Source organism: Streptomyces cinereoruber, assembly GCF_009299385.1.
GTDB lineage: Bacteria > Actinomycetota > Actinomycetes > Streptomycetales > Streptomycetaceae > Streptomyces > Streptomyces bikiniensis.
On record NZ_CP023693.1, the window covers coordinates 2,551,390 to 2,576,702 of the forward strand.

Here is a 25,313-nt window from a genome sequence, read left to right on the forward strand (position 1 = left end):
CACGCAGTGGGTGCGGAGGGACCGGCGGCGCGCCTCAGCCCGCCGTGACGGCCTTCCGCAGCCGCCCGTCGGGACCCGCGAGCAGGACCGGGGTCTCCGGGCCGCCGAGGTCCCGTACGGCCGCGCGGTCCTCGTCCGAGGCCGCCTCGGCGGTCGTCACGACGGCCGCCGCCTCCAGGGACTCGGCGCCGCTGGCCACCGCCATCGCGACGGCGGTCCGCAGGGCGCTCAGCCGGAGCGAGTCCAGGGCCACGGTCCCGGCCACGTACGTCCGGCCGGTCTCGTCGCGTACGGCCGCGCCCTCGGCCACGCCGTTCCGGGCCCGTGCGCTCCGCGCCAGGGTGATGATCTTGAGGTCCTCGGCGCCGAGGTCGCCGTGCTCGCTGCTGAGTGTCATGGACCGAGCATAGGTTGGGCTCCCGGGCGACCCCGGGTCAGGGGCGGTCGAGGCGGAGCCGTACCGCCTTGGGCAGACCGGCGACGACGAGGTCGTACGAGTCCTCGACCAGCTCCCGGACCATGGGGGCCGGGAGCCCGCCGACGGTCACGGTGTTCCAGTGCCGCTTGTTCATGTGGTGACCGGGGGTGATCGCCGGATGCTCCTCGCGGAGGCGCACGGCCTCGTCCGGGTCGCACTTGAGGTTGACCCGCAGCGGTTCGGAGTCGAGCGCCGAGAGCGCGAAGAGCTTCCCGGCCACCTTGAAGACGGAGGTGTCCGGGCCGAAGGGGAACTCCTCCGTCGCGTCGTTGAACTCCAGGCAGAGGGCGCGCAACTCGTCGGGGGTCACTCGGGCTCCTTCTCCGCCCCGACCGGCTCCACCGGCTCCACGAGCACCGTGACGATCTTGTTCCGGCGGCCGGCCGGGGACTCGGCGGTCAGCCGCAGCGAGCGCCCGTCGGGCAGCTCCACGACGGACTTCGCGCCCGAGATGGGGACGCGGCCGAGGGCCTTGGCGAGCAGGCCGCCTACGGTCTCCACGTCCTCGTCGTCGTACTCGTCGGCGCCCAGGCCGTACAGCTCGCCGAGGTCTCCGATGTCGAGGCGGGCGGTGACCCGGTACCGGTCGTCGCCGAGCTCCTGGACGGGCGGCAGCTCCCGGTCGTACTCGTCGGTGATCTCGCCGACGATCTCCTCCAGGATGTCCTCGATGGTGACGATCCCGGCCGTGCCGCCGTACTCGTCCACGACGACGGCGACGTGGTTGCGCTCCCGCTGCATCTCGCGCAGCAGGTCGCCGGCGTTCTTGGTGTCGGGCACGAAGGCGGCGGGCCGCATCGCGGTCGACACCAGGTCGGACTCCGACTCCCGGTTGACGTGGGTCCGGCGGGCCAGGTCCTTCAGGTACACGATGCCGACGATGTCGTCCTCGTTCTCGCCGGTCACCGGGATCCGGGAGAAGCCGGAGCGCAGGGCGAGGGTGAGGGCCTGCCGGACGGTCTTGTACCGCTCGATGCAGATCAGGTCGGTGCGGGGCACCATCACCTCGCGCACGAGGGTGTCGCCCAGCTCGAAGACGGAGTGCACCATGCGGCGCTCGTCGTCCTCGATCAGCGACTCCTGCTCGGCGAGGTCGACCAGGGCCCGCAGCTCGGCCTCGGAGGCGAAGGGGCCCTTGCGGAAGCCCTTGCCGGGGGTCAGGGCGTTGCCGATGAGGATCAGGAGCTGCGGGATCGGGCCCATGATCCTGGCCAGCGGCACCAGGACGTACGCGGCGGCGGTCGCCGTGTTCAGCGGGTGCTGGCGGCCGATGGTGCGCGGCGAGACGCCGACGGCCACGTACGAGACGAGGACCATGACGGCGATCGCGATGAGCAGCGCCTCCCAGGTCTCCGGGAAGGCCTCCAGGCAGGCGTACGTGACGAGGGCGGCCGCCGCCATCTCGCAGGCGACGCGGACGAGGAGCGCCACGTTGAGGTAGCGGGTCGGGTCGGAGGCGACCCGGGCGAGCTTCCCGGCCCCGCGCCGCCCGGACCGTACGGCCTCGGCGGCGCGGAAGCTGGAGATCCGGGCGAGGCCCGCCTCGGCGCAGGCGGCGAGCCAGGCCACGACGACGAGCGCGACCGCCCCGAGGATCAGCGAGACGTCCATCGGGGTCAGGAGACGGTCGGCGCCGGGGAGGGGCCGGTCAGGCCCTTCTCCGCGCGCCAGCCGTCGACGATCGCCGCCTGGAGGCCGAACATCTCGGCCTTCTCGTCGGGCTCCTCGTGGTCGTACCCGAGGAGGTGCAGCACCCCGTGGACGGTGAGGAGCTGGAGCTCCTCGTCCATGGAGTGCTGCGTCGGCGCGTCCTTGCCCTGCTGGGTGGCGACCTCGGGGCAGAGCACGATGTCGCCGAGGAGCCCCTGCGGGGGCTCCGCGTCGTCCTTCGCCGGCGGACGCAGCTCGTCCATCGGGAAGGACATGACGTCCGTGGGCCCGGGCAGGTCCATCCACTGGATGTGGAGCTGCTCCATCGCCTCCGCGTCCACGACGATCACCGAGAGCTCGGAGAGGGGGTGGATGCGCATGCGCGCGAGCGCGTAGCGGGCGATGTCGAGGATCGCCTGCTCGTCGACCTCGGTGCCGGACTCGTTGTTGACGTCGATCGACATGGTGGTTCTGTGACTACTTCCCGTTGCGGCCGTTGCGGCTGTCGTACTGCTCGTACGCGTCGACGATACGGCCGACGAGCTTGTGCCGGACGACATCCTGCGACGTGAGCGTGGAGAAGTGGACGTCCTGGACCCCGTCGAGGATGTCGCGGACCTGCCGCAGACCGCTCTTCGTCCCGTTCGGCAGGTCGACCTGGGTGATGTCACCGGTGATGACGATCTTCGAGTCGAAGCCGAGGCGGGTGAGGAACATCTTCATCTGCTCGGGGTTCGTGTTCTGCGCCTCGTCCAGGATGATGAACGCGTCATTCAGGGTGCGCCCCCGCATGTACGCCAGGGGCGCGACCTCGATCGTGCCGCTCGCCATGAGCTTGGGGATCGAGTCCGGGTCCAGCATGTCGTGCAGGGCGTCGTAGAGCGGGCGCAGGTACGGGTCGATCTTCTCGTAGAGCGTGCCCGGCAGGAAGCCGAGCCGCTCGCCCGCCTCGACGGCGGGCCTGGTCAGGATGATCCGGTTGACCTGCTTGGACTGCAGGGCCTGGACCGCCTTGGCCATGGCGAGATAGGTCTTGCCGGTGCCCGCGGGGCCGATGCCGAAGACGATCGTGTGCTTGTCGATGGCGTCGACGTACCGCTTCTGGTTGAGCGTCTTGGGACGGATCGTGCGTCCCCGGCTGGAGAGGATGTTCTGCGTGAGCACCTCGGCGGGAGTCTCCTCGCCGCCCTCCGCCGATCCGTTCTCGCTCGCCCTGAGCATGGCGATCGAGCGTTCCACTGCGTCCTCCGTCATCGGCTGACCGGTGCGGAGCACCAGCATCATCTCGTCGAACAGGCGCTGGATCAGCGCGACTTCCGCCGCGTCGCCGACCGCGCTGACCTGATTGCCCCGGACGTGGATGTCGGCGCCCGGGAACGAGCGCTCGATCACCCTGAGCAGGGCGTCACCGGAGCCGAGCAGGGTCACCATCGGATGCTTGGCCGGGACGGTGAAGTGGGCGCGGGCCTGTCCGCGCGCCCCGTCGTGGGGCGCTCCGTCGTGGGCTGTGGGTGTCTGAGTCATGGGCCGGCACTGTGGCCTGCGCATACCTCCCGTGGCAGGGTTCTCGCTGCTCGACAACCTCTGGATCACCAAGCCTACGACTTGGCACCGACAAGACCTAAGGGGTTTACGGAGGGCCGTTCGAGTGGGGTGTTTCCCTTCGAGGGGCACCTACGGGTGAGGGGCGCTTACGGGCGGGGGCGCCTTACGGGCGAGGAGGCGCTTTACGAGGCGGTCGCGCGGAAGCCGATCGTCGGGACCGCCCTGCGCAGCGGCCAGGGGCGGGCGGGGGCGGGCAGGAGGCGCTCCAGGAAGGCGTAGCGGCCGCGCAGGGCCTCGGGGTCCTGCCGGGCGTCGCCCTGCGCCCGCTGCCACCAGGCGGCGATCTCGTCCCAGGTGGGGGCGGAGAGGGAGCCGCCGAACTCCTGGACGGAGAGGGCGGCGGTGAGGCCGGCGAAGGCGAGCCGGTCGGCGAGGGGCCAGCCGGCGAGGGTCCCGGTGACGAAGCCGGCGACGAAGACGTCCCCGGCGCCGGTCGGGTCGAGGGCGGAGACCTGGATGGCGGGGACCTCGGCGGTCTCGCCGGTGGCGCCGTCGACGGCGTAGGCGCCCTCGGCACCGAGGGTGACCACGGCGTAGCGGACCTTGTCGGCGAGGGCGCGGGCGGCGGCCCGGGGGCAGTCGGTGCGGGTGTAGCGCATCGCCTCGGCGGCGTTGGGCAGGAACGCCTCGCAGTGCTCCAGGTCGGGCAGGGCCGCCAGGTCCCAGCGGCCGCTGTCGTCCCAGCCGACGTCGGCGAAGACCTTGGCCCCGGCGCGGGCGGCCTGGGCGACCCACTCCTCGGAGCGGCCGGGGGCGAGGGAGGCGACGGCCGCGCGCGCGTGCGGCGGGTAGGCGGGCAGGGCGGCGTCGGACGGCGGGGCCTCGTGGCCGTGGGAGACCATCGTGCGCTCGCCCTCGTAGGCCATGGAGACGGTGACCGGGGAGTGCCAGCCGGGGACGGTGCGGGAGAAGGAGAGGTCGATGCCCTCGCCCTGCTCCAGGGCGTCCCAGCAGTACTCGCCGTAGTGGTCGTCGCCGAAGGCGGCGGCGAGGGAGGTGTGCAGGCCGAGGCGGGCGAGGGCGGTGGCCATGTTGGCGACGCCGCCGGGGCTGGAGCCCATGCCGCGGGCCCAGGACTCGGTGCCGCGGACGGGGGCGCTGTCGAGGCCGGTGAAGATGATGTCGAGGAAGACCGTGCCGGTGAGGAAGACGTCGCAGGCGGGGTCGGTGGGCTCGCGCAGGCGCTCCAACGGATCGACCTCGGCGTCGTGTTGCGGCTGCTCTCCCCTTGCTGTGGTCACGGCGGACTCCCCGGTCGCGGTGCGGATCCGCCCAGTGTGCCCGATGGGGGGCGGGAGACGGGTGGGACGCACGAGGAAGGACGCTCCACTACCCGAAAATCAGCTCCCCAAACACATAGTGACCCGGATCACGTGACGTACCGGCGGATACCGTCTTCTCCCGCCCCTCGCCCGCTTGATACACATGGTCCCGCGACCCCGTGCCCCTCACGCACCACCGGGCGCTCCACCCTCCCCTTTCTCGTTCCTGGGAACGCCCATGTCGTCGCGGTCTCGCGGCGCGGGGGCCCTCGTCGCCCTCGTCGCACTCTTCACGGCCGGTTACCTGGCCCCGTACCTCCTGCCGACCGTCGTCGGCCGGCTCTCCGCCGGGCTCGGCCTCACCCCCGCGCAGGCGGGCCTGGTCGGCTCCGTGCTGCTGCTCGGCTCCTCGACCGCCGGTTTCACGCTCGCCGCGCGCGGGGAGCGGATCGGGCCGCGCCGGGCGGCCCGCGCGGGCCTGCTCGCCATGGTCGTCGGGTACGGCTCCGCCGCCGCGACCGGCGCCGTGCCGCTGGTGGTCGCGGGCGCCGTCCTCGGCGGCCTCGGCTCGGGCACGGCGACGGCGGTGGCCGCCGCCGGGATCGCCGGGCAGCGGGACCCGCACCGGGCCTCGACCCTCGGCCTGCTGTCCGTCTCGGCCGCGGCGGGCGCCCTCTATCTGACGCTCCCCCACCTGGGCACCGGCCACGCGCCCCCGCTGCTCGCGATCGCCTGCGCGGCGGCGCTGGTGTGGCCGGTGACGGGGCGTCTGGCGGGCGGTACGCGGGCGCGTGCGGGCCGGGAGCCGGTCGCCGCTTCCGTGGCGGGCCCGCTGCCGTACCGGCGGGCGGGGGCCGTCCTCGCGGGCGGCATCCTGTGCTGGTCCCTCGCGCAGAACGCGCTGTGGGGCGTGAGCGGGCGCATCGGAACCACCCAGGCAGGGCTCTCCGAGGTCACCGTCGGCGCGGTCTTCGCGGCGGCGCTCGGCGCGGGGCTCGCCGGGGTCACGGCGGCGGGGGCGCTCGGCTCGCGCCTGGGCCGGGCGATGCCGATCGGGGCGGGCACGGTCGTCATCGCGGGCTGCGTGCTGCTCAGCTCGGCCGCCGGGGACCTGGTCTCCTTCGCGGCCGGCGAGATCCTGTGGAACGCCGTCTACCCGGTCGTCCTGTCGTACCTCCTGGGCCTGGCCGCCTCCCTCGACCCGCGCGGGCGGTGGGCCGTCCTGGTGGGCTCGGCGTCGTCCCTGGGCGTGGCCTGCGGGCCGGTGACCGGCAGTCTCCTCTCGGAGGGCGCGGGCTATCCGGGCATGGGCGCGGTCCTCTGCGGTCTGCTCCTCCTGGTCGCCGTCCCCATGACGGCCGTGGCCCGACACGCCTCCGGCCGCCCCCTGGTCCCCGGCTCGGTCCGCCGCCGCGGGGGCGCGCCCGCGGCCGTCCTCGCCGGCAGCGCGTCGGCTACGCCGTCCCTGGTCCCCCAGGTGGGGGCGCCGGAGCAGCCGGTGGCTTCGATCCGGGTGCCGGTCGCGGCGGGCCGGCGGCGCTTGACGAAGTCGACGTTCGGGTTGGCGAGGCCGAGCGATCGGGGGTGAGGGGGTGGGGGGCCGGTACGGGGCGCCTGCGGCGGGCTTGTTCCCCGCCCCTTCCCGTAACCGGGGGCGAGCCCCCGGACCCCCGTACGCCCTGCGGGCGTGTCCTCAAACGCCGGACGGGCTGAAAATCCAGCCCCGCCGGCGTTTGAGACGCGGGGTCCGGGGCGGAGCCCCGGTTTCGGGAAGGGGCGGGGTGGGGAAGAGGCCCGCCGCAGGCGTCCCGGCCCGCACCCGACCCGCCACGTCTACGACCCGCCGCCCCCGAACTCGTACGCCTCCACCTCCGCCAGATACCGCTCCCTCCGACCCTCCTCGTCCTCCAGGAACGATGCCAGGAAGGAGTTCCGGGCCAGCTCCCGGAGCTGGTCCTGCGTCAGGCCGAGCGCGTCGCGGACGCCGTCGTAGTTGTCGCCCGCGTAGCCGCCGAAGTAGGCGGGGTCGTCGGAGTTGACGGTGACGAGGAGGCCGGCCGACATCATCGCGCGGAGCGGATGGTCGGCGAGTGTGTCGATGCCGCGGAGGCGGACGTTCGACAGGGGGCAGAGGGTGAGCGGGACCCGCTCGCGGGCGAGCCGGGTGACGAGGTCGGGGTCGTCCATGCAGCGCAGCCCGTGGTCGATCCGCTCGACGCCGAGGACGTCGAGCGCCTCTCGGACGTACTCCGCGGGGCCCTCCTCGCCCGCGTGGGCGACGCGTCGCAGGCCGAGCCGGGCGGCCTCCTCGTACACCTCGCGGAACTTGGCCGGCGGGTGGCCGACCTCGGCGGAGTCGAGGCCGACGCCGGTGATCCGGTCCAGGTACGGCTTCGCGGCCTCCAGGGTGGCGAGGGCCGACTCGGCGGACTCGTCGCGCAGGAAGCACATGATGAGCCGGGTGGAGATCCCGTACCGCTCCTCGGCGCGGTCGAGGGAGGCGGTCAGGCCCTCGATCACGGTGCCGATCGGAACGCCTCGGGCGGTGTGCGCCTGCGGGTCGAAGAAGATCTCGGCGTGCCGGACGCCCTGGGCGGCGGCCCGCTCCAGGTAGGCGTCGGCGAGTTCGGTGAAGTCCTCGGCGGTGCGCAGGACCGCCATCAGGCCGTAGTACAGGTCCAGGAAGGACTGGAGGTCGCTGAAGCGGTACGCCTCGCGCAGGGCGTCGGTGTCCGCGTACGGCAGGGTGACGCCGTTGCGCGCGGCGAGCGCGAAGGCCAGCTCGGGTTCGAGGGTGCCTTCGATGTGGAGGTGCAGTTCTGCCTTGGGTACGGGCATGTTCACGTTCGTTTCGGTACGGGGACCCTCATGAGGTCCTGGGCAATGCTCAGCTCGCCGTCGAACCCGGCCGCCCGCGCCTGCCGTTCGAACGCGGCGGGGTCGTGGTAGCGCTGCGAGAAGTGGGTGAGGACGAGGTGCCGCACGCCCGCGTCCCGGGCGACCGCGGCGGCCTGTCCGGCCGTCAGGTGGCCGTGGTCGGTGGCGAGGCGGACGTCCTCGTCCAGGAAGGTCGACTCGATGACGAGCATGTCGGCGCCCTCGGCGAGGGCGTGCACGCCGTCGCAGAGCCGGGTGTCCATGACGAAGGCGAAGCGCTGGCCGCGCCGGATCTCGCTGACCTGGTCGAGGGTGACGCCGTTCAGGGCGCCGTCGCGCTGGATCCGGCCCACGTCGGGGCCCTTGATGCCGTGTTCGGCGAGCTTCCCGGGCAGTATGCGGCGCCCGTCGGGCTCGACCAGGCGGTAGCCGTAGGACTCGACGGGGTGGGAGAGCCGGTGCGCTTCCAGGGTGTAGGCGTCGGTGACGGCGAGCGGCCCGTCGGCGGTGACGGGCGCCTCGACCAGTTTCACGGTCTCGCGGTAGGCGGTGGCGTACCGCAGCCGCTCGAAGAAGCGCTGTCCGCTCGCCGGGTAGTGGGCGGTGACCGGGTGCGGGACCTGGTCGAGGTTGATCCGCTGGATCACCCCGGCCAGGCCGAGCGAGTGGTCGCCGTGGAAGTGCGTGACGCAGATCCGGTCGAGGTCGTGCGCGGCGACCCCGGCGCGCAGCATCTGGCGCTGGGTGCCCTCGCCGGGGTCGAACATGATGCCCCGGCCGTCCCAGCGCAGCAGGTAGCCGTTGTGGTTGCGGTGCCGGGTCGGGACCTGGCTGGCGGTGCCGAGGACGACCAGTTCGCGTACGGACACGGCTTATCCGGGGGGCCAGTTGAGGCCGCGGCCGCCGAGCACGTGCGCGTGGGTGTGGAAGACGGTCTGACCCGCGCCCGCGCCGGTGTTGAGGACGATCCGGTAGCCGGTGCCGTCGGTCTTCTCCTGGGCGGCGACCTCTCCGGCCTCGCGCAGCAGGTCGGCGGCGACGGTCGGCGCGGCGGCGGCGAGGGAGGCGGCGTCCGGGTAGTGGAGGCGCGGGATCACCAGGACGTGGGTGGGTGCCTGCGGGTTGATGTCGCGGAACGCGACGGTCGTCTCCGTCTCGCGCACGATCGTCGCCGGCACCTCCCCCGACACGATCTTGCAGAACAGGCAGTCGCTCTGCGGCTCTCCGGCCATGGTCCGGGCCTCCTCGCCTCCGTCGGTCAGTACACGCGCATGCTATCCGCCGGCGCCGACAAGATCGGTTCCGTTGTCCACAGGGGCGGGGTCAGTCCTTGGGCGCGCGCCGGTTCAGGAACGAGCGGCTCACCCAGTACGTGATGATCACGGCCCAGAACAGGGGTGTGCCGAGCCCGCCGACCGCCCCCGCGTCGAGGTTCCAGAGGGCCATCGTCACCACCGAGTGGAGCCCGAGCAGGCCCACGGCCGTCGCCATGGCGATCACCGGCCGGCAGCCGCGGGCCACCAGGAGCAGCGGGCGGCGCAGGCGGGGCGGCAGCCGGCGGCCCATCCACAGGACCCAGCCGCCCCAGGCGCCGACGAGGACGGTCGCGCCGATCAGGAACGGGACCACCGCCTCGGCCCCGGTCGCGCCGGTGCGGACGGGGGCGGAGCCGAGCGCGGAGGCGATGAAGCCGAGCAGGGCGACCCAGCGGGCCCCGGCGACGGTGTTCCAGGCCATGGCCTCCAGGTTGTAGCGGGCCTTGCGGTCCTGGAGGTCGAGCGCGGCGGAGGCGACGAACCCCTCGGCGGCCTGCGTCCACGCCCCGCGCCGGAACCAGCGGCGCCGCAGCCGGAGCAGCGAGAGGTTGTTGTGGGCCTCGCTGCTCTGCGGGTTGAGGCGCAGCGTCGTCTCGTACGCGCGCTGCGCGGTGGCGTGGTCGCCCCGGCGCTGGGCGGTGAGGCCGACCAGGAAGTGGGCCGCGTCCTCCTCGGGCGCGAGGTGCACGGCGGCCCGGGCCGCCTCGTACGCCTCGACGGTACGCGCGGGCGTGCGCGTGTGTTCGCCGTGCTCGGTGAGGGCGGTGCCGAGCGCGTAGTGGGTGCCCCAGTACTGCGGGGCGAGCGCGACGGCGTGCCGGGCGGTGCCCTCGGCCTCCTGGAACCGCTTCTGGGCGAGGAGGACCTGGACGCGCATCAGCCAGGCGCCGAGCAGTTCGGGGTCGGCCCGCAGCGCCTGGTCCACGGCGGCCAGGGCGGCGGGGTGGGCGCCGTCCCGGTGGTGGCAGCGGGCGAGCAGGACGAGGGCCTCGGCGTTCTCGGGGTCGGTCGCCAGGTGCTGGGCGGCGAGCGCCCCGGCCTGGGCGTACCGCCCGGCCTCGTACAGCGCCTCGGCGCGCCGCAGCGTGGTGTCGTGGGCGCCCCGGACCTCCGCCTCGCTCACAGCTTGCGCTTCCGCTTGAGGTGGGCGAGCAGGTCGTCGTAGAGGCCGCCCTCGTTGGCGAACATGGCGACGTTCCGGGCGGCGGCGAACCACGGCTCCGTGGACGGCTTGATCTGCTTGGCCGCGCCGAGCAGGTCCTTGGTGGTGATCAGGCGTACGGAGCCGCTGCGGGCGGAGTCGAGGAGGGCGGCCTCGGCGGCCGTCTCGCAGACGTGGGCGAGGTCGGCGCCGGAGAAGTCCTCGGTGGCCTTGACGAGCTTGCCGAGGTCGACGGCCTCGATGGGGCGCTCGCGCAGGTGGTAGCGGAGGATCGCCTCGCGGGCGGCGGCGTCGGGCGGCAGTACGAGCAGGGTGCGGTCGAGGCGGCCGGGGCGGCGCAGGGCGATGTCCACGTCCCAGGGGACGTTGGTGGCGGCGAGCACGAAGACGCCCTCGTTGCCGGCGCCGCTCGCGATGCCGTCGAGCTCGGTGAGGAGCTGGTTGACGACGTTGCGCAGGCCGCTGTGGTGGGTGCGGGAGCGCTTGGCGCCGAGGGCGTCCAACTCGTCGAGGAAGACGACGCAGGGGGCCTGGCGGCGGGCGGTCTCGAAGATGTCGTGGATGTTCTTCTCGGAGGCGCCGATCCACATGTCGAGGACGTCGGAGAGCGAGACGGTGAGGAAGCTCGCGCCGAGTTCGCCCGCGACGGCCCGGGCGATGAAGGTCTTGCCGCAGCCGGGCGGGCCGTAGAGGAGCAGGCCGCCGCGCAGCGACTTGCCGTACAGCCTGCGCAGTTCGGGGTTGCGCATGGGGGCGAGGAAGGCGGCCTCCAGGCGGTCCTTGACCTCCTCCATGCCGCCGACGTCGGCGAGGCGGACGGAACCGGGGGCGTCGACGTCCCAGGCGGCCGCGTCCCCGGCGGTCCCGTCGCCGTCGGCGGCCTGCGGGTCCTCCAGGAAGCGGGGCCCGACGAGGTCCCGCACCTGCTGCTCGGCGGCGTCCCAGTCGAAGGAGGTGGCGGGGGCGCTCGGGGCGGGGGCTTCCGCGGTCGTCGGTTCCGGGGCCGGGGGCTCCACGACGGCCGGTGCGGGGCTCTCCGCGGCGGGCAGTCCCATCGCGCGGACCATCAGGGCGCGGGCGTTCTCGTCCCCGGGCGCGTGCTGGAGGGCGACGGCCGCCTCCGCGACGGCCTCGTCGCCCAGTCCCTCCGCGAGGAGGAGTTCGGCGAAGTGGAGGCGCAGGGGCACGTCGCCGGGGGCGGCGGCCACGGCGGCGCGGAGACTGCGGATCAGGGGGGACTCGTCGGCCATGCGGCCACCCTAAGGAGCCTTCGGGGGTGGCCGTCCACCGGGTTCGTCACATCTCCCCTCCGCGACGCCCTCCGTACACTCCGCCGCATGAGACGGGACGGGGCGCTGCGCAGGCTGACGGTGGACGACGGGACGGTCTGGCTCTGGAACGTCCGGCGCCGCCACCGGCACCCCGACTGCCGGACCGTGCTGGGCCTGCGCCGCGCCGATTCCCCCCGGGCCGTGCTGCGGCTGGTCTTCCGGGAGGAGCCGGGCCGCGCGGTGGCCGGTTTCACGATGGGCCGGCACGAGGTGCTCGCCGTCGGGGGCGGCTGGCTGAACCTCGACGAGCCCGGGGTCGTCCGCCGGTTCCTCGACGCGGCGGTGGCCCGCGGCCTCGTCCCGGCCGCGAACGGGGTGCGGGAGGAGGACGGGTGGCCGCTCTTCGACGCGCTGACGGCCGACACCTCCCGTCCTCCGGGGTCCTAGCTCCAGCGGCCCGTCCGTCCCAGGACGAGCGCCGTGGCCGCCGTGCCCGCCGTGGAGGTGCGCAGGACGCTGCGGCCCAGCCGGTACGGCTTCGCCCCGGCCGCCCCGAAGGCGGCCAGCTCCTCCGGGGAGACCCCGCCCTCGGGCCCGACGACCAGGACGACCGAGCCCTTCGCGGGCAGGTCGGCGGTGGCGAGCGCGCCGCTGGGGTGGTCGCGGTCCTCGTGCAGGACGGCCGCGAAGTCGGCCTCCGCGAGGAGGGCGGCGACCTGCTTGGTCGTCATGAGGTCGGCGATCTCGGGGAAGCGGGTGCGGCGCGACTGCTTGCCGGCCTCGCGCGCGGTGGACCGCCACTTGGCGAGCGCCTTGAGGCCCCGGTCGCCCTTCCACTGGGTGATGCAGCGGGAGGCGGCCCACGGCACGATCGCGTCCACGCCGGTCTCCGTCATCGTCTCGACGGCCAGTTCGCCCCGGTCGCCCTTGGGGAGGGCCTGGACGACGGTGATCCGGGGCTCCTCCGCGGGGTCCTCGTGGACCTCGGCGACCCGTACCGTCAGCTGGTCCTTGCCCTCGGCGGCGACGACCTCGCAGGCGGCCCAGCGGCCCCGGCCGTCGACGAGGACCAGCTCCTCGCCCTCCCGCAGCCGCTTCACGGAGACGGCGTGCCGCCCCTCGGGGCCGTCCAGGAGGAAGTTCCCGGCGCCGGGGACGGCGTCGACGACGAAGACGGGTGCGGTCACGGGGTGCTCCTGTGGGGCAGTGCGGCGAGGGCGGTGTCGAGTTCGGCGGCGAGGACCCCGACCAGTTCCCCGGCGGGGAGCGCGCGGGCGAGGCGGTGGCCCTGGCCGGCCCAGAGGGCCATGCCCTGGGGGTCGCCGGCGGTGGCGGCGGCCTTGCGCAGTGGGGCGGTGAGGTGGTGGACCTCGGGGTAGGCGGCGGGGGCGTACGGGCCGTGCTCGCGCGTGAAGCGGTTGACGAGGCCGCGCGCCGGGCGCCCGGAGAAGGCCCGGGTGAGGGCGGTCCGGGTGAACAGCGGGTCGGTCAGGGCCCGCTTGTGCAGCGGGTGGGCGCCCGACTCGGGGCAGGGGAGGAAGGCGGTGCCGAGCTGGGCGGCGCCGGCCCCGGCGGCGAGGACGGCGGCGATCTGGGCGCCGCGCATGATTCCGCCGGCGGCGACGACCGGCAGGCCGGTGCTCTCGCGGACCTGGGCGACGAGGGTGAGCAGGCCGGTGCCGGGCGTGCCGTCCTCGTCCGGGTCGTCGCGGTGCGTCCCCTGGTGCCCGCCGGCCTCGACGCCCTGGGCGCAGACGGCGTCGGCCCCGGCGCGCTCGGCGGCCAGGGCCTCCTCGGCGGAGGTGACGGTGACGATCGTGTACGTGCCGGCGCGGGCGAAGGCGGCGAGGACGTCGGGCGCGGGGCAGCCGAAGGTGAAGGAGACGACGGGGACCGGGTCCTCCAGGAGGATGGCCAGCTTGGCGTCGTAGGCGTCGTCGCGGGAGTCGTCGGTCTCGCCGAGCCGGGTCCCGTACCAGTCGGCCTCTCCGGCGAGCTGGTGGCGGTAGACCTCGACGGCGGCCGGGTCGGCGGGCCGTCCGGTCTGCGGCATGAAGAGGTTGACGCCGAAGGGGCGCGCGGTGAGCCGGCGCACCTGCTTGATCTCCTGGTAAAGCCCTCCGGCCGTCTTGTAGCCGCCGGCCAGGAAGCCGAGCGCCCCGGCCTCGCAGACGGCTCCGGCGAGCTCGGGACAGGAGGCGCCACCCGCCATGGGGGCCTGCACGATCGGGAACGGAGAGAGATCGTTCAGTGCGGTGGTGGACATATGGGCATCGTGTCATGCCGCGGGGAGACGTATGGGAAGGGGCGGTATCCATACATGGATACCGCCCCTTCCCATACGTGAAGCCGTGCGTACTCCGGACCTACCGCCCGTTGAACGCGTCCTTCAGCCGCGAGAACAGCCCCTGCTGCCCCGGCTGGAACTGCCCCGTCGGCCGCTCCTCGCCGCGCAGCTTGGCCAGCTCGCGCAGGAGGCGCTCCTGCTCCGCGTCGAGCTTGCTCGGGGTCTGGACCTCGACGTGCACGATGAGGTCGCCGCGCCCGTTGCCGCGCAGGTGGGTGACGCCGCGCCCGTGGAGCGGGATCGACTGGCCGGACTGGGTGCCGGGCCGGATGTCGACCTCCTCGACGCCGTCGAGGGTCTGCAGCGGCACTTTGGTGCCGAGCGCGCCCGCCGTCATCGGGATCGTCACCGTGCAGTGCAGGTCGTCGCCGCGCCGCTGGAACGTCTCGTGCGGGGTCTCGTGGATCTCGACGTACAGGTCGCCGGCGGGGCCGCCGCCGGGGCCGACCTCGCCCTCGCCCGCGAGCTGGATGCGGGTGCCGTTGTCGACGCCGGCCGGGATCTTGACCGTGAGGGTGCGGCGGGAGCGGACCCGCCCGTCGCCCGCGCACTCGGGGCACGGGGTCGGGACGACGGTGCCGAAGCCCTGGCACTGCGGGCAGGGCCGGGAGGTCATGACCTGCCCCAGGAAGGACCGGGTGACCTGGGAGACCTCGCCGCGGCCGCGGCACATGTCGCAGGTCTGCGCGGAGGTGCCGGGCGCGGCGCCCTCGCCGGAGCAGGTCGTGCAGACGACCGCCGTGTCGACCTGGATGTCCTTCGTGGTGCCGAAGGCCGCCTCGTCGAGGCTGATCTCCAGACGGATCATGGCGTCCTGGCCGCGGCGGGTGCGCGAGCGCGGGCCGCGCTGCGAGGCCGTGCCGAAGAAGGCGTCCATGATGTCGGAGAAGTTGCCGAAGCCGCCCGCTCCGAAGCCGCCCGCGCCGCCTCCGCCGGAGGACGAGAGCGGGTCGCCGCCGAGGTCGTAGACCTGCTTCTTCTGCGGGTCCGAGAGGACCTCGTAGGCGGCGTTGATCTCCTTGAAGCGTTCCTGCGTCTTCGGATCGGGATTGACGTCCGGGTGCAGCTCGCGCGCGAGCCTCCGGAACGCCTTCTTGATCTCGTCCTGGGACGCGTCGCGGCGCACGCCGAGTACGGCGTAGTAGTCCGTGGCCACTTACGACTCCGCCAGGATCTGTCCGACGTAACGTGCCACTGCGCGTACCGCTCCCATCGTTCCGGGGTAGTCCATGCGGGTCGGTCCGACCACGCCGAGTTTGGCGACTGCCTCGCCGCCCGAACCGTAACCGACCGAGACGACGGACGTGGAGCTCAGCCCCTCGTGGGCGTTCTCGTGCCCGATCCGTACGGTCATGCCCGATTCCTTGGCCTCGCCGAGCAGCTTGAGGAGGACGACCTGCTCCTCCAGAGCCTCCAGGACGGGCCTGATCGTCAGGGGGAAGTCGTGTCCGAAGCGGGTGAGGTTGGCGGTGCCGCCGATCATCAGCCGCTCCTCGTGCTCCTCCACGAGGGTTTCGAGGAGGGTCGCGAGCACGGTCGAGACCGTGGCGCGGTCCTCGGCCTCCTCGAAGGACTCGGGGAGGTCCTGCACCAGCTGCGGCACGTCGGCGAACCGGCGGCCGACGACCCGGCTGTTGAGCCGGGCCCGCAGGTCGGCGAGGGAGGTCTCGCCGAAGGGCGCGGGGCAGTCGATCACCCGCTGCTCGACCCGGCCGGTGTCCGTGATGAGGACGAGCATCAGGCGGGCCGGGGCCAGCGCGAGCAGTTCCACGTGCCGGACGGTGGAGCGGGTCAGCGAGGGGTACTGGACGACGGCGACCTGCCGGGTCAGCTGCGCGAGCAGCCGGACCGTGCGGCCGACGACGTCGTCCAGGTCGACCGCGCCGTCGAGGAAGTTGTGGATGGCCCGCCGCTCGGGCGTCGAGAGCGGCTTGACCCCCGCGAGCCGGTCGACGAAGAGGCGGTAGCCCTTGTCCGTCGGGATGCGGCCCGCGCTGGTGTGGGGCTGCGCGATGTAGCCCTCGTCCTCGAGCACGGCCATGTCGTTGCGCACGGTGGCGGGCGACACGCCGAGCTTGTGGCGCTCCGTGAGCGCCTTGGAGCCGACGGGCTCCTCCGTCCCGACATAGTCCTGGACGATGGCGCGCAGCACTTCGAGTCTGCGTTCGCTGAGCATCGTGCGCACCTCCAGCTGTCGTCGGTCGTTCCGGTTGCTCCGCTTTTGGCACTCGCCCTGTCCGAGTGCCAGCGATCCCGGGCCAGTGTACGGCGGCACACGTCGCTCCTGGCAAGGAGGCGACGCCCCGCCGGTTAGCGTCACCGTATGGATATCGACTGGGAAGCGCGGGGATGGGAACGGCTCGCGGACGGGGTGGGCCGGCGGCGGCTGCCCGGCTGGGACGCCACGGTGGGGCTCGTCGTGGGCGAACGGGCGGTGCTGCTGTACGACACGGGGGCGTCCCTCGCGGAGGGCGCGAAGCTGCGGGCGGAGGTGGCGGAACTCACGGGCGGCCGGCGGGTGACGCACATCGCACTGAGCCACCCGCACTTCGACCACGTGTTCGGCACGGCGGCCTTCGCGGGCGCGGAGGTCTTCGGCGCGGTCGGCCTGGAGGAGCTGCTGGCCCGGGAGCGGGACCGGGAGGAGCTGCGGTCGGACGGGGTGAAGCAGGGCCTCGACCCGGCGGCGGCCGCGGAGGCGGCGGACGTCCTCGTGGCCCCGCGGCACGTGGTCTCCGGCGAGTGGACGCTCGACCTGGGCGGCCGGCAGGTGCTCCTGGCGAACGTCGGCCCCGGGCACACCGGCCACGACCTGGCGCTCCTGGTGCCGGGCCCGCCGGAGGTGGTCTTCTGCGGTGACCTGGTGGAGGAGTCGGGCGAGCCGCAGGCGGGCCCGGACGCGATCCCGTCCCGCTGGCCGGACGCCCTGGACCGCCTCCTGTCGCTCGGCGGCGGCGACGCGGTGTACGTGCCGGGGCACGGCGCGGTGGTGGACGCGGCGTTCGTACGACGCCAGCGCGAGGAACTGGCGACGCGCTTCTCCGTCGCATAACGTCGCCCGAATGCGCAGCTACAACCCGGATCTGACTCCCCCCTGGAAGCGCTCGGCGCCCGTGCCGGAGGTTCCGGCCGACCGGGACCTCGTCGTGGAGGAGGTGGCGACGGGCTTCTGCGGGGCGGTGATCCGCTGCGAGGCGGGCACGGTGACCCTGGAGGACCGCTTCGGCAAGCACCGGGTCTTCCCGCTGGAACCGCGCGGCTTCCTCCTGGAGGGGAAGGTCGTGACCCTGGTCCGCCCGTCCGCCGCCGCGCCGGCCCGCCCGACCCGTACGGCCTCCGGCTCGGTCGCGGTGCCGGGCGCACGCGCGCGCGTGGCGCGGGCCGGCCGGATCTACGTCGAGGGCCGCCACGACGCGGAGCTGGTCGAGCGGGTCTGGGGCGACGACCTGCGGATCGAGGGCGTGGTCGTGGAGTACCTGGAGGGCGTCGACGACCTGCCGGCGATCGTCGCGGAGTTCGGCCCGGCGCCCGACGCGCGCCTCGGCGTCCTGGTGGACCACCTGGTCCCGGGCTCCAAGGAGTCCCGGATCGCGGCCCGGGTGACCTCCCCGGACGTCCTGGTCGTCGGCCACCCGTACATCGACGTCTGGGAGGCGGTGAAGCCGTCCTCGCTCGGCATCCCGGCCTGGCCGACGGTCCCGCGCGGCCAGGACTGGAAGACGGGCGTCTGCCGGGCCCTGGGCTGGCCGGAGAACACGGGCGCGGCCTGGCAGCACATCCTGTCGCGGGTGACGTCGTACAAGGACCTGGAGCCGGCCCTCCTCGGCCGGGTGGAGGAGCTGATCGATTTCGTGACGGCGCCGTAGGAGCCCTCGGAGCGGCTCCTAGTCCACCAGGTCCCGCACCACCGCGTCCGCGAGCAGCCGGCCCCGCAGGGTCAGGACCGCCCGCCCCTCCTCGTACGGCACGGGGTCGAGCAGGCCGTCCGCCAGGGCCTTCCCGGCGGCGGCCAGGCCGGCCGGTCTGAGCAGGTCCAGCGGGCAGCCGTCCCGCAGGCGCAGTTCGAGCAGGATCCGCTCCACCCGCCGGTCCTCCTCCGAGAGCAGCTCGCGGCCCGCGCCCGGCGTCCGCCCCTCCGCGAGGGCCGCCGCGTACGCGCCCGGGTGCTTCACGTTCCACCAGCGGACCCCGCCCACGTGGCTGTGCGCGCCGGGCCCGGCGCCCCACCAGTCGGCGCCGCGCCAGTACAGCTCGTTGTGGAGGCAGCGCCCGGCCTCCGAGGTGGCCCAGTTGGACACCTCGTACCACTCGAAACCGGCCCCGGACAGCACCTCCTCGGTGATCAGGTACCGGTCGGCGTGCACGTCGTCGTCGGTCATCGGCACCTCGCCGCGCCGGATGCGGCGGGCCAGCTGCGTGCCCTCCTCGACGATCAGGGCGTACGCGCTGACGTGGTCGGGTCCCGCGCCGATCGCCGCGTCGAGCGAGGCCCGCCAGTCGTCGTCGGACTCGCCGGGCGTGCCGTAGATCAGGTCGAGGTTGACGTGGTCGAACCCGGCGGCCCGCGCCTCGGCGACGCACGCCTCGGGGCGCCCGGGGGTGTGGGTGCGGTCGAGGACCTTCAGGACGTGCTGCCGGGCGCTCTGCATGCCGAAGGAGACCCGGTTGAAGCCGCCCTCGCGCAGCTCGGCCAGGTAGGCCGGGTCCACGGACTCCGGGTTGGCCTCGGTCGTGACCTCGGCACCGTCCGCGAGCCCGAACTCGTCGCGGATCGCCCCCAGCATCCGTACGAGGTCGCCGGCGGCGAGCAGCGTGGGCGTGCCGCCGCCGACGAAGACGGTCCGGACCGGCCGGGGGTCGTCGCCGAGGACCTTCCGGGCGAGCCGGACCTCCTCGGCGACCTGGTCGGCGTAGTTGTCCCGGGAGGCGAGCACGCCCCCCGTGCCGCGCAGCTCGCTCGCCGTGTAGGTGTTGAAGTCGCAGTACCCGCAGCGAGTCGCACAGTAGGGCACGTGCAGGTAGAACCCGAGCGGGCGCTCCCCGGCCCCTTCCAGGGCGTGCGGGGGCAGCGCCCCGTCCTCGGGAACGGTCTCACCATCGGGCAGTACGGAAGGCATGAGCCCATTGTCCCGTACTGCCCGGGGCGGGCCGACTGCCTGTGGACAACCGGCTCCCCTGCTGGTCGGCCCCGGTGCGGGGCCGCCGGTCAGGCCTCGCGCGAGCCCGCGTACATCTCGTCGATGAGGTGCTTGTACTCGCGCTCCACGACCGGCCGCTTGAGCTTCAGGGACGGGGTCAGCTCGCCGTGCTCGATGTCGAGGTCGCGCGGCAGCAGGCGGAACTTCTTGATCGTCTGCCAGCGCTGCAGGCCCTCGTTGAGCCGGTCCACGTACCCCTGGATCAGCTTCTCGGTCTGCGGGGCGGCGACGACCTCGGCGTACGACTTGCCCGCGAGGTCGTGCTCGGCGGCCCAGCCGAGGATGGAGGGCTCGTCGAGGGCGATCAGGGCGGTGCAGAAGTTCCGGTCGGCGCCGTGGACCAGGATGTTCGAGACGAACGGGCAGACGGCCTTGAACTGGCCCTCGACCTCGGCCGGCGCGATGTACTTGCCGCCGGACGTCTTGATCAGGTCCTTCTTGCGGTCGGTGATCCGCAGGTAGCCGTCGGCGGACAGCTCGCCGATGTCGCCGGTGTGGAACCAGCCGTCGGACTCCAGGACCTCGGCCGTCTTCTCCGGCAGGCCGTGGTAGCCCTCCATGATGCCGGGGCCGCGCATCAGGATCTCGCCGTCGTCGGCGATGCGGACCTCGGTGCCGGGGAGCGGCTTGCCGACGGTGCCGGTGCGGTAGGCCTCGCCCGGGTTGACGAAGGAGGCGGCGGAGGACTCGGTGAGGCCGTAGCCCTCCAGGATGTGGATGCCCGCGCCGGCGAAGAAGTAGCCGATCTCGGGGGCGAGGGCGGCGGAGCCGGAGATGCAGGCGCGCAGGTTGCCGCCGAAGGCCTCGCGGATCTTGCCGTAGACCAGGGCGTCGGCGACCTTGTGCTTGACGCCCAGGCCGAGGGGCGCGGAGGCGGTGCCGGTGCGGCGGAAGTTGTCCTGGGTGGTCTTCGCGTACTCGCGGGCGACCTCGGCGGCCCACTGGAAGATCTTGTACTTGGCGCCGCCGGCGGCGCGGGCCTTGGCGGCGACCCCGTTGTAGACCTTCTCGAAGATGCGGGGCACGGCCGCCATGTAGGTCGGCTGGACCACCGGCAGGTTCTCGATGATCTTGTCGACGCGGCCGTCGACGGCGGTGACGTGCCCGACCTCGATCTGGCCCGAGGTGAGGACCTTGCCGAAGACGTGGGCGAGCGGCAGCCACAGGTACTGCACGTCCCCCTGGGTGACGAGGCCGGTCGCGGCGATCGCCTTGGCCATGTACGACCAGTTGTCGTGCGGGAGCCGGACGCCCTTGGGGCGGCCGGTGGTGCCCGAGGTGTAGATGAGGGTGGCGAGCTGCGTGGAGGTGATCGCGGAGACCCGCTCCTTGACCGCCTCGGGGTGCTTCTCCAGGTACGCCCGGCCGCGCGCCTCCAGCTCGGCGAGGGTGAGGACCCAGTCGCCGTCGCTCTCGACTCCGGCGGCGTCGACCACGACCACGTGGCGGAGGCTCGGCAGCTCGGAGCGGCGTTCGACGGCCTTGGCGAGCTGGGCCGCGTCCTCCGCGATGAGGACCTTCGACTCGGAGTCCGAGAGGATGAAGGCCGACTCCTCGGCGTTGGTCTGCGGGTAGATCGTGGTGGTCGCGGCGCCCGCGCACATCACGCCGAGGTCCGCGAGGATCCACTCGACCCGGGTGGAGGAGGCGAGGGCGATCCGCTCCTCGGACTGCACGCCGAGGTCCACGAGGCCGGCGGCGATCGCGTAGACCCGCTCGGCGGCCTGCCCCCAGCTGAGCGACTTCCAGTCGTCCGGGCCGGAGCCGGACGCGGCGGGTACCGGGTAGCGGTAGGCCTCCGCGTCGGGAGTCCGCTCGACTCGCTCAAGGAAGAGGGTCGCCACGGAGGGCGGCCGGTTCTCGATCTGGGTCTGTGTGTCGCTCACGACGTCCTCCGGGCGGCGGCGGTGCCTTCTGGCGGTTCGTAACTAACTGGCGAGTAACCTTCGAGCCGGGATCAGAGTAAAGGTCCGAGGTCCGGCGCGTAAGGCCTTGCAGTGCGTCGCTTCATAACGAACGGGTCCACGCGCACCGTGCGCGTGGACCCGTTCCCGTGTCCTGTGGACCCGTTCGCATCTCCCGTGGGGACGTTCGCATCTCCCATAGGGACGTTCCCGTGTCTCGTGGGACGGGGTGGGCCGCCGTGGACCCGCCCGCCGTCACGCCCTCCGATCGTCTCCCGACGGTCCGGAATTGGCTACTTCTTGCCCTTGCCGGAGGACTCGTCGCTCGACAGGACGGCGATGAAGGCCTCCTGCGGGACCTCCACCGAGCCGACCATCTTCATGCGCTTCTTGCCCTCCTTCTGCTTCTCGAGCAGCTTCCGCTTCCGGGAGATGTCACCGCCGTAGCACTTGGCGAGGACGTCCTTGCGGATGGCGCGGATGGTCTCGCGGGCGATGACCCGGGAGCCGATCGCGGCCTGGATGGGCACCTCGAAGGCCTGCCGGGGGATGAGCTCGCGCAGCTTGGCGACGAGCCGCACGCCGTAGGCGTACGCCGCGTCCTTGTGGGTGACGGCGGAGAAGGCGTCCACCTTGTCGCCGTGCAGCAGGATGTCGACCTTGACCAGGCTGGAGGCCTGCTCACCCGTGGGCTCGTAGTCGAGGGAGGCGTACCCGCGCGTCTTGGACTTCAGCTGGTCGAAGAAGTCGAAGACGATCTCCGCGAGGGGCAGGGTGTAGCGGATCTCGACCCGGTCCTCGGAGAGGTAGTCCATGCCGATCAGGGTGCCGCGCCGGTTCTGGCAGAGCTCCATGATCGCGCCGATGAACTCGCTGGGCGCGAGGATCGTGGCCCGGACGACGGGCTCGTACACCTCGCTGATCTTGCCCTCGGGGAACTCGCTCGGGTTCGTGACCGTGTGCTCGCTGCCGTCCTCCATGACCACGCGGTAGACCACGTTGGGGGCGGTGGCGATCAGGTCGAGGCCGAACTCGCGCTCCAGGCGCTCGCGGATCACGTCCAGGTGGAGCAGGCCGAGGAAGCCGACGCGGAAGCCGAAGCCGAGCGCGGCGGAGGTCTCCGGCTCGTAGACGAGCGCGGCGTCGTTGAGCTGGAGCTTGTCCAGGGCCTCGCGGAGGTCGGGGTACTCCGAGCCGTCCAGCGGGTAGAGGCCCGAGAAGACCATCGGCTTCGGGTCCTTGTAGCCGCCGAGCGCCTCGGTGGCGCCCTTGGACTGCGAGGTGATCGTGTCGCCGACCTTGGACTGGCGGACGTCCTTCACACCGGTGATGAGGTAGCCCACCTCGCCGACGCCCAGGCCGTCGGCCGCCAGCATCTCCGGCGAGTTGGTGCCGATCTCCAGCAGCTCGTGGGTGGCGCCGGTCGACATCATCTTGATGCGCTCGCGCTTGTTGAGCTGCCCGTCGACCACACGCACGTACGTCACGACGCCCCGGTACGAGTCGTACACGGAGTCGAAGATCATCGCGCGGGCGGGGGCGTCGGCGACGCCGACCGGGGCCGGGACGTCCCGGACGACGCGGTCGAGCAGCGCCTCGACGCCCAGACCGGTCTTGGCGGAGACCTTGAGCACGTCCTCCGGCTGGCAGCCGATGAGGTTCGCCAGCTCCTCGGCGAACTTCTCCGGCTGCGCGGCCGGCAGGTCGATCTTGTTGAGGACCGGGACGATGGTGAGGTCGTTCTCCATCGCCAGGTAGAGGTTGGCGAGGGTCTGCGCCTCGATGCCCTGCGCCGCGTCCACCAGGAGGATCGTGCCCTCGCAGGCCGCCAGGGACCGCGAGACCTCGTAGGTGAAGTCGACGTGCCCGGGGGTGTCGATCATGTTCAGGATGTGCGTGCGCCCCTGCTCCGGCCCCTCGGTGGGAGCCCACGGCAGACGGACGGCCTGGGACTTGATCGTGATGCCGCGCTCACGCTCGATGTCCATCCGGTCGAGGTACTGGGCGCGCATCTGCCGCTGGTCGACCACACCGGTGAGCTGGAGCATCCGGTCGGCGAGCGTGGACTTGCCGTGGTCGATGTGCGCGATGATGCAGAAGTTGCGGATCAGAGCCGGGTCGGTACGGCTCGGCTCGGGCACGTTGGTAGGAGTCGCGGGCACGCAGGCTTCTCGTCTCGGGCGATGTTCTGAACGGATACGTAGGCTCCATGGTCCCATGCCCGGCGGCCGACGCCCGGTTTGGGCGGCCGCGAGGGCGGCTGATACCGTGGACAGCTGTGCCTCGTCTGCCCTCTCAGCTCGCGAGGCGCTTCCAGAAGGAACACCGAACCTGTAAAGGCTCTTTTCGTGGCGAACATCAAGTCCCAGATCAAGCGGAACAAGACGAACGAGAAGGCGCGCCTGCGCAACAAGGCCGTCAAGTCCTCGCTCAAGACCGCGATCCGCAAGGCCCGTGAGGCTGTCGCCGCCGGCGACCTCGAGAAGGCCACCGTCGCCGCTCGTGCCGCCTCGCGTCAGCTCGACAAGGCTGTCTCGAAGGGTGTCATCCACAAGAACGCCGCCGCCAACAAGAAGTCGGCGCTGGCCACCAAGGTTGCCTCCCTCCAGGGCTGAGCTCTGATCTAACCGGCCGTACGGGACCCAGCGGGCCCTCTCTCCCGCTCCCGCCCGACCACCCAGGGCTCGCGCGCGGACGCGTTCGCCACGCGGGTGCGAGCCCATCTTGCTCGAACGTCGAAGGCCCCGCCGTCTCCTTCCCCAGGAGGCTGCGGGGCCTTCGTCATGCGGTCTGCGGGGGCTTTGCCGTAGGAGGCAGGTGCTCTTTGTACGTGTACGGGTGTACGTGTACGGGGCGGGCGCCCCTGCTGTCTCGGGCGCCCGGCCTCGGCCGGGCCGGTCCAGTCCGCGCCGTTCCGGGCCCGGTCAGGCGTCCCGGCGCATCCTCGCCGCCCGGGCCACCGCGACGACCGCCTTCTCCAGGGCGTACTCGGGGTCGTCGCCCCCGCCCTTCACGCCCGCGTCCGCCTCGGCGACCGCGCGCAGGGCCAGCGAGACGCCGTCCGGGGTCCAGCCGCGCATCTGCTGCCGCACGCGGTCGATCTTCCAGGGCGGCATGCCCAGCTCCCGCGCCAGGTCGGCGGGGCGGCCGCCCCGGGCCGAGGAGAGCTTGCCGATGGCCCGCACTCCCTGCGCGAGCGCGCTGGTGATCAGCACCGGCGCGACCCCGGTCGAGAGCGACCAGCGCAGGGCCTCCAGGGCCTCCGCCGCCCGCCCCTCGACGGCGCGGTCGGCGACGTTGAAGGAGGAGGCCTCGGCGCGGCCCGTGTAGTACCGCCCGACGACGGCCTCGTCGATCGTGCCGTCCACGTCGGAGGTCAGCTGCGCGACGGCGGAGGCCAGCTCGCGCAGGTCGCTGCCGATCGCGTCGACCAGGGCCTGGCAGGCCTCCGGCGTGGCCGAGCGCCCGAGCGTCCGGAACTCCTGCCGCACGAACGTCAGCCGCTCCGCCGGCTTGGTCGTCTTCGGGCAGGCCACCTCCCTCGCCCCCGCCTTGCGCGCGGCGTCGAGCAGACCCTTGCCCTTGGCCCCGCCCGCGTGGAGCAGGACGAGGGAGATGTCCTCGACCGGGTCGCCCAGGTAGGCCTTGACGTCCTTGACCACGTCGGCGGAGAGGTCCTGCGCGTTCCGCACGATCAGGACCTTGCGCTCGGCGAAGAGCGAGGGGCTGGTGAGCTCCACGAGCGCCCCGGGCTGGAGCTGGTCGGGGGTGAGGTCGCGCACGTCCGTGTCGGCGTCGGCGGCGCGGGCGGCCGCCACCACCTCCTGGACGGCGCGGTCGAGGAGCAGGTCCTCCTGTCCCACGGCGAGCGTCAGGGGACCGAGGAGGTCGTCGGGGGAAGTCTTCCTGGTGGCCATCGCGGTCCAGCATCCCACGGGCCACTGACAGCCGTGCCCGCCGGCAGTCGCGCCCGTGCCCGTGCCCGAGAATGGCGGGGTGAGCGAACGACACGTACTGGTGCTCCCCGACCGCGACGCCGCCGAGGAGGTCGCCGAGGAGCTTCCCGACCGCTTCGGGGTCGCCGAGGAACCGCAGCTCGTCCGGGACGCCCTGGCAGGCGAGGACGACGCCGAGGACGCGCAGTGGCTGGTGGTCGTCGAGGACCCGGACGGCCGGCTCGACCCGGCGGCCCTCGACGGCCTGGCCGCCGAGTACGAGGGCTGGCTGGAAGCCCCCTGATCCC

25 protein-coding genes are annotated in these 25,313 nt (G+C 73.0%); 6 read left to right on the forward strand and 19 right to left on the reverse strand.

Features of this window, described 5'->3' with window-relative positions; translation table 11 throughout:
* Positions 1–34 precede the first annotated feature (34 nt).
* The 6 genes from CP977_RS11360 to CP977_RS11385 all read right to left on the reverse strand — a co-directional run bounded on the left by CP977_RS11360 (position 35) and on the right by CP977_RS11385 (position 4,974).
* Positions 35–397 (reverse strand): hypothetical protein, encoded by a 363-nt coding sequence (locus CP977_RS11360; protein WP_062755799.1) that lies wholly within the window; start codon positions 395–397, stop codon positions 35–37.
* A 37-nt stretch (positions 398–434) separates the two neighbouring features.
* On the reverse strand, positions 435–788 hold the full coding sequence (locus tag CP977_RS11365; RefSeq protein WP_062755797.1) for an MmcQ/YjbR family DNA-binding protein: 354 nt from the start codon (positions 786–788) through the stop codon (positions 435–437).
* Complete coding sequence (locus CP977_RS11370; RefSeq protein ID WP_152370031.1) at positions 785–2,089, reverse strand: hemolysin family protein; 1,305 nt, start codon at positions 2,087–2,089, stop codon at positions 785–787. The genes CP977_RS11365 and CP977_RS11370 overlap by 4 nt, the downstream gene beginning before the upstream one ends.
* A gap of 5 nt (positions 2,090–2,094) precedes the next feature.
* Positions 2,095–2,592, reverse strand: a complete 498-nt coding sequence (gene ybeY, locus CP977_RS11375; RefSeq protein WP_152370032.1) for an rRNA maturation RNase YbeY — start codon at positions 2,590–2,592, stop codon at positions 2,095–2,097.
* Positions 2,593–2,605: 13 nt separating this feature from the next.
* Positions 2,606–3,652: a PhoH family protein gene (locus tag CP977_RS11380; RefSeq protein WP_062755790.1), complete on the reverse strand. Its 1,047-nt coding sequence runs from the start codon at positions 3,650–3,652 to the stop codon at positions 2,606–2,608.
* Positions 3,653–3,855: 203 nt separating this feature from the next.
* Entirely contained in the window at positions 3,856–4,974 is a 1,119-nt protein-coding gene (locus tag CP977_RS11385) for a carbohydrate kinase family protein (protein WP_152370033.1), read from the reverse strand.
* 259 nt (positions 4,975–5,233) lie between these two features.
* On the opposite strand from CP977_RS11385, the gene CP977_RS11390 reads away from it, so the two are divergent.
* Positions 5,234–6,583: an MFS transporter gene (locus CP977_RS11390; protein ID WP_152370034.1), complete on the forward strand. Its 1,350-nt coding sequence runs from the start codon at positions 5,234–5,236 to the stop codon at positions 6,581–6,583.
* A gap of 245 nt (positions 6,584–6,828) precedes the next feature.
* Here the strand turns inward: CP977_RS11390 and CP977_RS11395 are convergent, their stop codons facing one another.
* The 5 genes from CP977_RS11395 to CP977_RS11415 form a co-directional block, all read right to left on the reverse strand.
* Entirely contained in the window at positions 6,829–7,833 is a 1,005-nt protein-coding gene (locus tag CP977_RS11395; RefSeq protein ID WP_152370035.1) for an adenosine deaminase, read from the reverse strand.
* 2 nt (positions 7,834–7,835) lie between these two features.
* Positions 7,836–8,741, reverse strand: a complete 906-nt coding sequence (locus CP977_RS11400) for a ribonuclease Z (RefSeq protein ID WP_062755782.1) — start codon at positions 8,739–8,741, stop codon at positions 7,836–7,838.
* Between the two features lie 3 nt (positions 8,742–8,744).
* The gene (locus tag CP977_RS11405; protein WP_062755780.1) at positions 8,745–9,104 is read right to left on the reverse strand and encodes a histidine triad nucleotide-binding protein; all 360 of its coding nucleotides are present in this window, start codon (positions 9,102–9,104) and stop codon (positions 8,745–8,747) included.
* Positions 9,105–9,195: 91 nt separating this feature from the next.
* Positions 9,196–10,311, reverse strand: coding sequence for a tetratricopeptide repeat protein (locus tag CP977_RS11410; protein WP_229991656.1), 1,116 nt, complete (start codon positions 10,309–10,311; stop codon positions 9,196–9,198).
* Positions 10,308–11,600 (reverse strand): ATP-binding protein, encoded by a 1,293-nt coding sequence (locus CP977_RS11415; protein WP_152370036.1) that lies wholly within the window; start codon positions 11,598–11,600, stop codon positions 10,308–10,310. The genes CP977_RS11410 and CP977_RS11415 overlap by 4 nt, the downstream gene beginning before the upstream one ends.
* Before the next feature lie 87 nt (positions 11,601–11,687).
* Here CP977_RS11415 and CP977_RS11420 point away from each other — a divergent pair, with 87 nt between their 5' ends.
* Positions 11,688–12,068, forward strand: a complete 381-nt coding sequence (locus CP977_RS11420) for a hypothetical protein (RefSeq protein WP_152370037.1) — start codon at positions 11,688–11,690, stop codon at positions 12,066–12,068.
* Here CP977_RS11420 and CP977_RS11425 read toward each other — a convergent pair.
* The 4 genes from CP977_RS11425 to hrcA all read right to left on the reverse strand — a co-directional run bounded on the left by CP977_RS11425 (position 12,065) and on the right by hrcA (position 16,144).
* The gene (locus tag CP977_RS11425) at positions 12,065–12,808 is read right to left on the reverse strand and encodes a 16S rRNA (uracil(1498)-N(3))-methyltransferase (protein WP_109185920.1); all 744 of its coding nucleotides are present in this window, start codon (positions 12,806–12,808) and stop codon (positions 12,065–12,067) included. The two genes, CP977_RS11420 and CP977_RS11425, sit on opposite strands and share 4 nt — an antisense overlap.
* Positions 12,805–13,887, reverse strand: a complete 1,083-nt coding sequence (locus CP977_RS11430; protein ID WP_109185921.1) for a nitronate monooxygenase — start codon at positions 13,885–13,887, stop codon at positions 12,805–12,807. Before CP977_RS11430 ends, CP977_RS11425 begins: the two co-directional genes overlap by 4 nt.
* Positions 13,888–13,987: 100 nt before the next feature.
* Positions 13,988–15,124: a molecular chaperone DnaJ gene (gene dnaJ, locus CP977_RS11435; protein ID WP_030211060.1), complete on the reverse strand. Its 1,137-nt coding sequence runs from the start codon at positions 15,122–15,124 to the stop codon at positions 13,988–13,990.
* On the reverse strand, positions 15,125–16,144 hold the full coding sequence (hrcA, locus tag CP977_RS11440; RefSeq protein WP_030211063.1) for a heat-inducible transcriptional repressor HrcA: 1,020 nt from the start codon (positions 16,142–16,144) through the stop codon (positions 15,125–15,127). It abuts the gene before it with no gap.
* A gap of 147 nt (positions 16,145–16,291) precedes the next feature.
* Here hrcA and CP977_RS11445 point away from each other — a divergent pair, with 147 nt between their 5' ends.
* Together CP977_RS11445 and CP977_RS11450 are read left to right on the forward strand one after the other, a co-directional pair.
* Positions 16,292–17,020 carry an MBL fold metallo-hydrolase gene (locus CP977_RS11445; RefSeq protein WP_152370038.1) on the forward strand — a complete coding sequence of 243 codons (729 nt, stop codon included), beginning with the start codon at positions 16,292–16,294 and terminating at the stop codon, positions 17,018–17,020.
* A gap of 10 nt (positions 17,021–17,030) precedes the next feature.
* Positions 17,031–17,834, forward strand: coding sequence for a DUF3097 domain-containing protein (locus CP977_RS11450; protein WP_062755764.1), 804 nt, complete (start codon positions 17,031–17,033; stop codon positions 17,832–17,834).
* An 18-nt stretch (positions 17,835–17,852) separates the two neighbouring features.
* On the opposite strand, the gene hemW is transcribed toward CP977_RS11450, so the two are convergent.
* From hemW to lepA, 3 genes are all read right to left on the reverse strand, one after another.
* Positions 17,853–19,085 carry a radical SAM family heme chaperone HemW gene (hemW, locus tag CP977_RS11455; RefSeq protein ID WP_062755762.1) on the reverse strand — a complete coding sequence of 411 codons (1,233 nt, stop codon included), beginning with the start codon at positions 19,083–19,085 and terminating at the stop codon, positions 17,853–17,855.
* An 89-nt stretch (positions 19,086–19,174) separates the two neighbouring features.
* The gene (locus tag CP977_RS11460; protein ID WP_152370039.1) at positions 19,175–21,052 is read right to left on the reverse strand and encodes an AMP-dependent synthetase/ligase; all 1,878 of its coding nucleotides are present in this window, start codon (positions 21,050–21,052) and stop codon (positions 19,175–19,177) included.
* Positions 21,053–21,363: 311 nt separating this feature from the next.
* Positions 21,364–23,232 carry a translation elongation factor 4 gene (gene lepA, locus CP977_RS11465; RefSeq protein ID WP_062755758.1) on the reverse strand — a complete coding sequence of 623 codons (1,869 nt, stop codon included), beginning with the start codon at positions 23,230–23,232 and terminating at the stop codon, positions 21,364–21,366.
* Positions 23,233–23,418: 186 nt separating this feature from the next.
* On the opposite strand from lepA, the gene rpsT reads away from it, so the two are divergent.
* Positions 23,419–23,685 (forward strand): 30S ribosomal protein S20, encoded by a 267-nt coding sequence (rpsT, locus tag CP977_RS11470; RefSeq protein ID WP_030211082.1) that lies wholly within the window; start codon positions 23,419–23,421, stop codon positions 23,683–23,685.
* A 309-nt stretch (positions 23,686–23,994) separates the two neighbouring features.
* Here rpsT and holA read toward each other — a convergent pair whose 3' ends face one another.
* Positions 23,995–24,987: a DNA polymerase III subunit delta gene (holA, locus tag CP977_RS11475; RefSeq protein ID WP_152370040.1), complete on the reverse strand. Its 993-nt coding sequence runs from the start codon at positions 24,985–24,987 to the stop codon at positions 23,995–23,997.
* Positions 24,988–25,066: 79 nt separating this feature from the next.
* Between holA and CP977_RS11480 the strand changes: the two genes are divergently transcribed.
* Positions 25,067–25,309 (forward strand): hypothetical protein, encoded by a 243-nt coding sequence (locus tag CP977_RS11480; protein ID WP_030211087.1) that lies wholly within the window; start codon positions 25,067–25,069, stop codon positions 25,307–25,309.
* The last annotated feature ends 4 nt before the right edge of the window (positions 25,310–25,313 follow it).

What these genes read in the sequence shown, in the direction of transcription:
- CP977_RS11380 (WP_062755790.1), bottom strand. Translation starts at nt 3,652, where the DNA reads ATGACTCAGACACCCACAGCCCACGACGGAGCGCCCCACGACGGGGCG.
- CP977_RS11415 (WP_152370036.1), bottom strand. Translation starts at nt 11,600, where the DNA reads ATGGCCGACGAGTCCCCCCTGATCCGCAGTCTCCGCGCCGCCGTGGCC.
- CP977_RS11420 (WP_152370037.1), top strand. Translation starts at nt 11,688, where the DNA reads ATGAGACGGGACGGGGCGCTGCGCAGGCTGACGGTGGACGACGGGACG.
- hemW (WP_062755762.1), bottom strand. Translation starts at nt 19,085, where the DNA reads ATGCCTTCCGTACTGCCCGATGGTGAGACCGTTCCCGAGGACGGGGCG.
- CP977_RS11370 (WP_152370031.1), bottom strand. Translation starts at nt 2,089, where the DNA reads ATGGACGTCTCGCTGATCCTCGGGGCGGTCGCGCTCGTCGTCGTGGCC.
- CP977_RS11360 (WP_062755799.1), bottom strand. Translation starts at nt 397, where the DNA reads ATGACACTCAGCAGCGAGCACGGCGACCTCGGCGCCGAGGACCTCAAG.
- CP977_RS11450 (WP_062755764.1), top strand. Translation starts at nt 17,031, where the DNA reads ATGCGCAGCTACAACCCGGATCTGACTCCCCCCTGGAAGCGCTCGGCG.
- CP977_RS11395 (WP_152370035.1), bottom strand. Translation starts at nt 7,833, where the DNA reads ATGCCCGTACCCAAGGCAGAACTGCACCTCCACATCGAAGGCACCCTC.
- CP977_RS11430 (WP_109185921.1), bottom strand. Translation starts at nt 13,887, where the DNA reads ATGTCCACCACCGCACTGAACGATCTCTCTCCGTTCCCGATCGTGCAG.
- ybeY (WP_152370032.1), bottom strand. Translation starts at nt 2,592, where the DNA reads ATGTCGATCGACGTCAACAACGAGTCCGGCACCGAGGTCGACGAGCAG.
- CP977_RS11405 (WP_062755780.1), bottom strand. Translation starts at nt 9,104, where the DNA reads ATGGCCGGAGAGCCGCAGAGCGACTGCCTGTTCTGCAAGATCGTGTCG.
- holA (WP_152370040.1), bottom strand. Translation starts at nt 24,987, where the DNA reads ATGGCCACCAGGAAGACTTCCCCCGACGACCTCCTCGGTCCCCTGACG.
- CP977_RS11445 (WP_152370038.1), top strand. Translation starts at nt 16,292, where the DNA reads ATGGATATCGACTGGGAAGCGCGGGGATGGGAACGGCTCGCGGACGGG.
- hrcA (WP_030211063.1), bottom strand. Translation starts at nt 16,144, where the DNA reads ATGCTCAGCGAACGCAGACTCGAAGTGCTGCGCGCCATCGTCCAGGAC.
- CP977_RS11390 (WP_152370034.1), top strand. Translation starts at nt 5,234, where the DNA reads ATGTCGTCGCGGTCTCGCGGCGCGGGGGCCCTCGTCGCCCTCGTCGCA.